8 protein-coding genes are annotated in these 9073 nt (G+C 43.8%); 4 read left to right on the forward strand and 4 right to left on the reverse strand.

Annotated elements, in window-relative coordinates; all coding sequences use genetic code 11:
• Positions 1-142: 142 nt before the first annotated feature.
• Positions 143-352: a hypothetical protein gene (locus tag ADU22_RS20155; RefSeq protein ID WP_053363768.1), complete on the forward strand. Its 210-nt coding sequence runs from the start codon at positions 143-145 to the stop codon at positions 350-352.
• Complete coding sequence (locus ADU22_RS20160) at positions 352-603, forward strand: sigma-G-dependent sporulation-specific acid-soluble spore protein CsgA (protein WP_053363769.1); 252 nt, start codon at positions 352-354, stop codon at positions 601-603. Before ADU22_RS20155 ends, ADU22_RS20160 begins: the two co-directional genes overlap by 1 nt.
• Before the next feature lie 57 nt (positions 604-660).
• Here ADU22_RS20160 and ADU22_RS20165 read toward each other — a convergent pair whose 3' ends face one another.
• Together ADU22_RS20165 and ADU22_RS20170 are read right to left on the reverse strand one after the other, a co-directional pair.
• Positions 661-1521 carry a YihY/virulence factor BrkB family protein gene (locus ADU22_RS20165; protein WP_053363770.1) on the reverse strand — a complete coding sequence of 287 codons (861 nt, stop codon included), beginning with the start codon at positions 1519-1521 and terminating at the stop codon, positions 661-663.
• Positions 1522-1650: 129 nt separating this feature from the next.
• Positions 1651-2430: a TraR/DksA C4-type zinc finger protein gene (locus tag ADU22_RS20170; RefSeq protein WP_053363771.1), complete on the reverse strand. Its 780-nt coding sequence runs from the start codon at positions 2428-2430 to the stop codon at positions 1651-1653.
• A gap of 155 nt (positions 2431-2585) precedes the next feature.
• On the opposite strand from ADU22_RS20170, the gene ADU22_RS20175 reads away from it, so the two are divergent.
• Positions 2586-3158, forward strand: a complete 573-nt coding sequence (locus tag ADU22_RS20175; RefSeq protein ID WP_053363772.1) for a hypothetical protein — start codon at positions 2586-2588, stop codon at positions 3156-3158.
• 246 nt (positions 3159-3404) lie between these two features.
• Here the strand turns inward: ADU22_RS20175 and fdhF are convergent, their stop codons facing one another.
• Positions 3405-5462 (reverse strand): formate dehydrogenase subunit alpha, encoded by a 2058-nt coding sequence (fdhF, locus tag ADU22_RS20180; protein ID WP_286132336.1) that lies wholly within the window; start codon positions 5460-5462, stop codon positions 3405-3407.
• Between the two features lie 183 nt (positions 5463-5645).
• A complete protein-coding gene (locus tag ADU22_RS20190; RefSeq protein ID WP_053363774.1) occupies positions 5646-7808 on the reverse strand; it encodes a PAS domain S-box protein in 2163 nt (720 codons plus the stop codon).
• 253 nt (positions 7809-8061) lie between these two features.
• Here ADU22_RS20190 and yhfH point away from each other — a divergent pair, with 253 nt between their 5' ends.
• Entirely contained in the window at positions 8062-8196 is a 135-nt protein-coding gene (yhfH, locus tag ADU22_RS24425) for a protein YhfH (RefSeq protein WP_502688769.1), read from the forward strand.
• The last annotated feature ends 877 nt before the right edge of the window (positions 8197-9073 follow it).

The following is a 9073-nucleotide window of genomic DNA, read 5'->3' on the forward strand; positions in this document are numbered from 1 at the left end:
CCTATCGATAATCTTCGCTAAATAACGATTATATTCTACATCCTTCTATTGTATCATACAAAGCAGCATTAGAATTGGTAAACAGCCCTTCATACATAATTTTATGAACAGCATAGCAAAATAATGGCAGGAGGTGCGTGAGATGGAACCAAATAAACCTGGGAGCGAAAAGATGCCGGATTTTAAAGAACTGGACGACCGATTGATTGCCGATGCTCCGAGTAAACCGATGCTGGTGATCAAGACGAATTTGGACGCAAAAGATTCTACTGTAGATAATCCCTATTATGAAAACCTGGGACTTACCGATACTGATAAATTTCGTGACTATTTTGAGGAGCGGAAAGAGTAATGGAACAGACAATTGCCTATTTGAGAGAGATCCTTGCGAACTATACGGAAAAAGAGGATGTCAGCGTCCGCATATACCGCAAAATTGAAAAGGGAAATTATGCTTCTGAAGGGGCACTGGTCCATGACCTGACCTTTGAAGAATCGGAATATCTTAATAAGATCCTGCCTTGGGAAATCCAATACGCAAAAAATGAACAGGATGAACAGCGTGCCTATCAACTGAATGAGGTGTATGAACTTTTATTTTAACTGAACAATATTTCCATAATCAAAAAAGGATGGACCCACTGGGCCCATCTTTTTGGATTACGGTGTAATGACGTGTTTGTTGCCCCCGAATTTACGCTCCCTGTCCTTCTCATGGTGATATACTGCATTGATTTCGCCGCCAATGACGAGGGCAAGTCCCGTAAGGAACAGCCAAAGCATAAGGACAATCACCCCGCCGATGCTTCCGTAGGTTGCGGAGTAATTGCCGAAATTGCTGACATAAAAGGAAAAGCCCAGGGAAATCAACTGCCACATGATGGTCGCAAAAATGGCACCCGGAAGCACATGCTTCCATGGATACTTTTTGTTTGGAGCCACTCGGTATAATAAAACCAGGACCGCAATGATAATAGTGAACGCGATTACCCAGCGCATAATCGCTAGCAGGATTTCCATGCCACCCGAAATAGGAAGGAGAGATGTCAGAAAATCCAGGATGACTCTTCCGAAAACCGGAAGAAGCAGCGCAACGACAAATGCCAGAATCAGGGCAAAGGTCATTAAGATGGAAATGAGTCTCGCTTTGATGAAGGAACGGGTCTCTTCGACATCAAAAGCAGTATTCATCGCCTTAATAAATGCATTCATCCCATTTGATGCAGACCAAATCGTCCCTATGATTCCGAAAGTCAGCAAACCGCCATTCCGTTCCGTGACAATCCTTAGGACATTGTCCCTTAACAGTTCAGCCGCCTCTGGCGGCAAGGCATCGTCTACAAACTGCAGGGCTGATTCAGGCTGGATATTCAAGTATGGAACAATGGCTACTAACAGGATTAGCATTGGAAAGAGAGCAAGCATATAATAGTATGCCTGCTGGGCAGCCAGCCCGGTAGCCTGGTCATTCTGAAATTCGCGGAAAACTTTCTTTCCATATCGAAGAAGCTTGTCTTTCATGATTGCACCTCATTTTCATCTGCTGTTTCCTTCTCTTTTCCCGGGATTATTGGCTGCTAACCAAATTTTTTATAAAAGCCTTTTTATAAAAAAGCCGGCCGCGGAGTTTTCCGCAGCCGGCTGCCTTGCTTAATCAATATCGAAGCTGTCCCTTTCCTTCTCGTCTTCCACATAAGGGTCATGTTCATAAGCAGGGAGGTCCCCAAATGATGTCATGATTCCTTCCTCATCCAGTTGACTTTCGTATTGCTCATGCTGGGCGTTTGGATATACGGTAATTTCCTTCCCTTCGATATCATTGCCAATGAAATTTTCAAAATCCTCTACGTAATCGGTGTTTTCTTCGGACTCATTATATACATCATTATAATGGTCCTGTGGCTGAAAAAAATCGGAAGGGGTGTCCGATGTTCCAAAGCTTGCTACATCTTGCCAGGAATCCTCCGCATCGTAGGCAACACTTTCATCCTGCAAATCCTTATCAAATTTACCAAAAGGCGGCATCAGCACCCCTTCTTCAATTGGGCGGTTTGTACTGATCGTTCTGTCTGGTGTGTGCTCAACGCAGTACCTTGTTTCTGGCACAGCCTGCAGCCGCTCGTAGGGAATTTCCTTGCCGCAGACTTGGCACGAACCATATTCCCCTTTCTCCATTGACTGAAGAGCCATGTTGATATTTTCCAGCTGATATTCGTCATGCTGGTTCAATGCGATATCCTTTTCCCGTTCATACAGGGCCGTTCCCTCATCCGCCGGGTGGTTATCAATGCTGGATAGCTCCCCCATCGATTCGTGGTAATGCCCTCTTTCCATGCCATAATGCTCATTGATCTCGAAGTTTTGTTTGAGCTCCTGTCTCCTTTCAAGCAATTGCTGTTTCAAAGCATCCAACTGCCCATTCGTCAGCATAAAACCCGCTCCCTTCATTCACCGTTTTTTTTAGTATTCGCAAATCCTCTGCTTTCATGAAAAAATCTCCGCTTTGGCCCAGACTTTGGGAAGCCCGGTCCCAACTCCGGCAGGTATCATACGATATTAAAACAATAAAAAGGAGGAGAAGGTGTATGCCTAAAGATAAAAAGCATGCCGCAAAAGTCTTTCATCCGGAAACAAAGACGCCCGCCTCCAGCAACCAGGCGGTCTTCCGCGTAAACTTCCTCGAAAATACCCTGCAGGAACAACAAATACTGGCAAAAAAAATCGTTGAATTCCATTCCGCAAACGCGCAAAAAAGCGAAATGTACAACGATGTCTTATTGGAGCAAGTCATATTGCAGGAAAAATTACTACGTGACATGAACCGCAAACTTGCCGAGTATGAAAAAACAACAGCATCTTTGAATGAACATCTAAAACACCAAATTGAAATGAAAGAAGTTCTGGAGCGGCATGACGACCTCCAAAACGTCTACCATAAAACGGTGATGGAAGCGTTGGACAGCCATGGAGCAAATGCTGAAAAACTCGATCGGAAGCTGGATTTCATCAAGTCCTCGATTTTTGAAAGAGCAGCCGACCTTTCTGCTAAAATGGACGGCCACTTTAACAGGTTTGCGAATTTCATGCTTAATTTGTTTACGAAAAGAGGTATTCAGAGAATAGAGAAAACAGAAAAGGACCGGAATATCGTCAATTGAAGAAAAATTATGGATGAAGGGCAATGAATAGGAGGAGAAATTCCGGTTAAGTAAATTTCAGGAGCTTAAAAAGCATAAATAGACGGAGAAATTCCGGTTAACCTCTCTATATGGAGCCATATTTAGGATTAAGATGAGTATAAACGGAAAAATTCCGCTTATATTCAGGGAAATGATGATATTTCCCGGTATAAGCGGAATTTCTCCGTTTATTTTTTATTCCCTAATAAAGATGAACCTGCTTTTTTAGGAGACAGGTGTAACGGAGACAGCGCATACTTTAAATTCCGCAGTGCCCGAAATTGGATCAAACTCATTAATGGTAAGGACATTTGTCGGTACCTCGGACCAATGAAAGCTCATAAACACAAGGCCGGGCACCACCTGATCTGTTACTTTGGCTTTTACCTGCAGCTCCCCTCTCCGTGAGCGCACCTGGACCAAGCCGCCATCCTCAATTCCGAGCCTTGCAGCATCTTCCGGATGGATATCAAGGCTCTCTTCCGTTTGCTTGAGTTTGACGCCTTCTGCATAAAATCTGGTCTGCGTATGCGTATTATAGGATTCATAGCGGCGTCCGGTGGTAAGAGTGAACGGATATTCTTGATCGGGAAGTTCAATTGGCGGTGTGTAATCGACAGGAACAAAGCCTGAAACCTTCCTCTTGTCGGTGTCATGGAACTCCAGATGCATGATTTTTGTGCCAGGGTGATGCTCATCCGGGCACGGATAATGGATACTATATTCCGTTTCCAGCCGTTCATAGGAGATTCCGCCATACATTTCCCACGCCAATTCACGGACCTCGTTCCAAATCTGTTCACTTGATTCGTACTTCATAGGATAACCAAGCCGGCCAGACAGCTCACAAAGAATTTCCCAGTCTTCTTTCGCCTCTCCTTGCGGCTCCACAGCTTTCCTCACCCTTTGAATACGCCGGTCCGTATTGGTAAAGGTACCCTCCGATTCTCCCCATGATGTTGCAGGCAGGACCACATGAGCGTATTCTGCTGTCTCTGTCATGAAAATGTCCTGGACAACCAGCAATTCAAGTTTTTTAAATATTTCCTTGGTATGATTCATATGCACGTCCGCAAGCAGAGGGTTTTCGCCAATGATATACAGCGCCTTGACTTCATTGTTTTCCATGCGCTCAAATGTCCTTGTCTGGGTATCGCCTATCTTACTGTTTATTTCTCTGCCCCAAGCCTTCTCAAACCGTTTGCGGTAGTTTTCATCCGCCAGGCTTATACCTCCTGTCAGCTGATTTGGCAAGCAGCCCATATCCCCTGCTCCCTGGACATTATTCTGCCCGCGCAGCGGCATGATGCCTGTTCCGCTTTTTCCGATATGCCCGGTCAATAAGGCCAGATTCGCAATATCGAGCACATTGTTCACTCCGCAATGGTGCTCAGTGATTCCCAGTGTATAGGCAATCATCGATTTTCTTGCGAGAGCATACTCTCGGGCAGCCTCCATAATCATGTCCGCGCCAAGGCCGGTCAAGGTTTCAGCAAACTCAGGAGTATACCTTTCTACCTTCTGTCTTAATGCCTCAAATTCGGTTGTATGTTCCTTGATAAAATCGGTATTATACAATTCCTCTTTTATAATTGTGTGAATCATGGCATTTATCAAGGCAATATCCGAACCGACCTCAAGCTGTAAATGGCGGTGGGAAGATTTGACCATATCGATTTTTCTAGGATCCACCACAATGATTTTAAGCCCTTTTTTAGCCGCTTTTTTCATTCGGTTGGCAATAATTGGGTGAGCTTCTGACGTATTCGAACCCATCAGGAGCAGTACCTCTGCCTCATCGAAGTCCTCCAGGGTATTTGTTGGAAAGCCGCTTCCGAACACAGTCGCCAGACCGGCGACACTTGGGGCATGTCACGTTCGGTTGCAGCCATCGATATGGTTGCTTCCGATAGCGGTCCTCATGAATTTTTGGGTAATGTAGTTGGATTCATTTGTCGTCCTGGCGCACGCGAACATCGATATGGCATCAGGACCGTGATTTTCCTTGATGCTTGTGAGCCTTTTTGCGATAAAATCATAAGCTTCATCCCAAGTAGCCTTTACCAGAGTGCCCCCTTTCCTGATCAAAGGATGTTTCAGGCGGTTTGGGGCATGGACATATTTGTAGGCGAATGCCCCTTTCACACAGGTTTGTCCTTTATTGACAGGCGCTTCTTTGTCTCCCCTTATTTTAACAATCTGATTGTTCTCCACTTCCAGCACCAGGCCGCAGCCAGTCCCGCAATATCCGCATACCGTTCTTACCTTTGCTGTCTCCGCCACCTTTTCTCCTCCTTACTAACGTATATATATATTTATGATAGTTGATTTTTTTATTGCGGTGTTAGCGCTCTCAACATAATATATGTCCGTTTTTCAACAATTTCCACTAAATTAAGGAGGTCATGGAAATGTTTCGACTGAGATCTTTGGTAAAAAAAAGAAGATGAGCATTGGCTCATCTTCCTAGGCTGTCTTTGCGGGAAGGAGAATTTTAAAAGTCGTCCCCTTATTCTGTTCGCTCTCAATATACACTTTGCCATTATGGCTTTCGATAATTTTGAACGAGACCATAAGGCCCAGTCCGTTGCCATTCTTTTTAGTTGTATAGAAAGGCTCCCCAATCTTCTTGAGGGTTTCAGGCGGGATTCCAACTCCTGTATCCTGGATGGAAATTTCAACATTGCTTCCTGCCACATTGGCACGAACAAATAAATCACCGCCAGCCGGCATGGCTTCAATTCCATTTTTAATAAAATTCAGGAATACTTGCTTGAGCCTGTTTTCATCACATTCGATTTGCACGATATCTTCATTGAAATCAAAATGCAATTTAACATTCCGTTTCCTTGCCTCAAACTCCAGGAGCGAGACGGTATTCCCGAGGATAGGCACAATGTTCCTTTCCTCCAGCTCCACTGCTTTAGGCTTGGCAAGCAGCATGAACTCTTCCACAATATTATTGACTCGGTCAATTTCGTCGAGAATGATATCAATGAACTCACGGCGCTGCGGATCTTCTTCATCCAGCTGCAAAAACTCGGCATACCCTTTCATCGATGTCAACGGATTCCGGATTTCATGGGCAACCCCCGCGGCAAGCTGGCCGACTGCAGCAAGCTTATCCTGCCTGTGCAGCATTTCCTCAGTTTTTTTCCGTTCGGTAATATCATTCCTGATAGCCAGGTACTGATACGGTTTTCCATTCTCTTTAAGGAATGGCACAATCGTTGTGTCAACCCAATAATACGAACCATCTTTCGCCCGGTTGCGGATTTCGCCTTTCCATACTTTCCCGCTGCCAATCGTTTTCCACAAGTCCTTGAAAAATTCCTTTGGATGAAAGCCGGAATTGAGCAGCCGGTGATCCTGACCGATCAGTTCCTCCCGCGAGTATTTCGAGATCTCAACAAACTTATCGTTCACACTTTTAATGATGCCTTTTTCATCCGTAAAGGCCACAATGGCTGCCTGGTCGATTGCGAACTTGTAATCGCTGACTTCCTTCAAGGAATCCTTTAGATTTGCTTCAGCAGCCTTCCTGCTTGTGATATCCGAACGTATAGCTACATACTGGTAGGGCTTCCCCTTTCTGTTCAGGAAGGGAACAATGGTAGTGTGGACCCAGTAGTAGGAACCATCCTTCGCCTTGTTGCGTATTTCACCTTTCCACGTCTTCCCTTTCCCAATCGTTGCCCACATTTCCTTGAAGAATTCCTTGGAATGGTACCCGGAATTAAGAATGGAATGGTTTTGGCCAAGAAGCTCTTCCTCAGTGTACTTGGAAATCTCCACGAATTTATCGTTCACATAAGTGATTTTACCTTTAGGGTCGGTTATGGCAACAATCGAGGAAACATTAAGGGCATCAGTAATATCTTTCAAATTGGTATCACTATCGGCAAGTCGTTTGCTGACAAGAGCGCTGGAGGAAATCAATCCCCCTAAAATGATGACAGCCACGAACAGGATAATATAGCTGATCAGCGACTGAGGAATTGTGATTTCTTCTGCTCCCTGCCCATCAAGCACATTGAACGACGTACCTTGGGTAAGCAGCATATGCCCCTGGACAATCGCACCTGTAACCACCAGGGCAGTTAAGGGCTTCAGCCAGATATGGCTTGATTGTGAAAAATTCTTGGAGTAAAAAAGTATCCAAAATGAAAAGAAGAAAGCAAGATATACAAGCAAAATCGCTATAGCCATGATTGCCGGCTGGTAGCGAAAAGAAATCCCCAAAGAGTACATACCTATAATATGGACGGATAATACGGCAATGGTCATGAATAAACTGCTCAGCAATAGCCGGCGGCCATCGATGCCCTTCCCTGCAAGCATAAGAAATGCCAGGGTGGTAAACGTGATTCCCAGCAAAATTGAAAGGATATTAATTGAAATCTGATAGGATACCGATTCGCCAATATTCCAGGCAAGGAAGCCGAAGAAATTCATCACCCATATGCCAATCCCCATTGAAACCGAAGCACCAATAAAAAGAAGTCGCTTATTCTTATCCGAAGACTTCTTTAAAGTGAATAAATCCAGCGCTGTATAAGAAGACATTAATGTCAAAAGAATCGCTACCAATAAAAGAATTGGGTTTAATGATAATTCGAGGTTCTCCATTAGCAGGCATCATTCCCCATTTTTTTTCTAATTCTGTTCACCTTAATTGTAAAGGATTGATGAATATAATTAAAGCCAAAAAACCTTAGTTTGTAATAAAATTGTCACTTTTTAACCTTGACATCATATMAGGTTCCTAAAGGCGGAATTTTTTATTTTTTTGTGAAAATAGGCTATCCAAAAAAACGTTTTTTGTTTATACTGTACTATAACAGATATATGATTCTGAATTTGTATTACAAAAGGGGTGTGTATTATGATCAATCCAGTTGAATTTTTTAGAACCCTTCCCAAAAAGGTATGTCCGGAATGCGGTGAACATATGGAGGAACAGGCGGAATCCTACTTGATGGAATGTGACAGATGCCTGTCTAAAAGAACCGAATAAGAAGTGGTACTTTTTGGAACCCTTGTCATACAATAACAGGCTCCCTCTGCGTGAGGGAGCCTGTTATTGTTTAACACCTTAAGAGACCCAACCATGGCACCAGCCAAGCTTTAAAGCGCCTAATATGATCCTTTTGGGTATCATTTTGGGGCAGTCAGCCGATGTATGCTGTTCCGTAGAAGATCCGGATACTCTTTATGATATTGTTTCATCCATAAAGATAAGGTATCTTCTTTTAAATGCGGTATAGTCACCGCGGGACTCATTGATCTTTCCATCATTATTATTTGATTGACAATCAGTGGCAGTCTCGAGAGCTTAAAGGCACATACGGAAAAGGATTTTCAGTATACAGGCACCATGCCTAAAGATGCATTTTCTCCCTTCCTCCGGCCTTTTTATGTCTTTTCTGAAGTCCCAGTGAATGACCAAACATGTAATGCTAGGCTTAAACTGGATTGAGCATCCCAAAATCCTTTTAGGGCTTCTGTCACCATATTTCTGTGCCAGTTACCTTGAATTCATTCTTTTGGCAAGATGCTTTCCTATTGCGTATGGTACCTTGATAGGCAATATTCCAGCTAATTGCCCGATGGATGGCAATATCCTGTTTTACTGGTCCTTTTGAAAGGCATTTTTGGCTTTGAGGTTAGGGGATAGGCCGGCTTCAGGATCCCAAGCATAGCCTTTTGCAATCTCCACTCTCGTGAAACACTTTTTGCAATCGCTTACACAAGGAGGAAAGATTTACTCGTTCACAATACGGAACGAACATGTATGGTTGAGCCTCCTAAGGTGTTAATTGTTGATTTGTTTTTCTTTACACTCTTATTATAACCTGAATTAACCAGCAAGGATGCAAGGGTTGTGACAGATT

This window comes from Bacillus sp. FJAT-27251 (assembly GCF_001273925.1).
Classification (GTDB): domain Bacteria; phylum Bacillota; class Bacilli; order Bacillales; family Cytobacillaceae; genus Mesobacillus_B.

Coding starts and splice junctions, on each gene's coding strand:
- ADU22_RS20155 (WP_053363768.1), top strand. CDS start 143: ATGGAACCAAATAAACCTGGGAGCGAAAAGATGCCGGATTTTAAAGAA.
- ADU22_RS20160 (WP_053363769.1), top strand. CDS start 352: ATGGAACAGACAATTGCCTATTTGAGAGAGATCCTTGCGAACTATACG.
- ADU22_RS20165 (WP_053363770.1), bottom strand. CDS start 1,521: ATGAAAGACAAGCTTCTTCGATATGGAAAGAAAGTTTTCCGCGAATTT.
- ADU22_RS20170 (WP_053363771.1), bottom strand. CDS start 2,430: ATGCTGACGAATGGGCAGTTGGATGCTTTGAAACAGCAATTGCTTGAA.
- ADU22_RS20175 (WP_053363772.1), top strand. CDS start 2,586: ATGCCTAAAGATAAAAAGCATGCCGCAAAAGTCTTTCATCCGGAAACA.
- ADU22_RS20190 (WP_053363774.1), bottom strand. CDS start 7,808: ATGGAGAACCTCGAATTATCATTAAACCCAATTCTTTTATTGGTAGCG.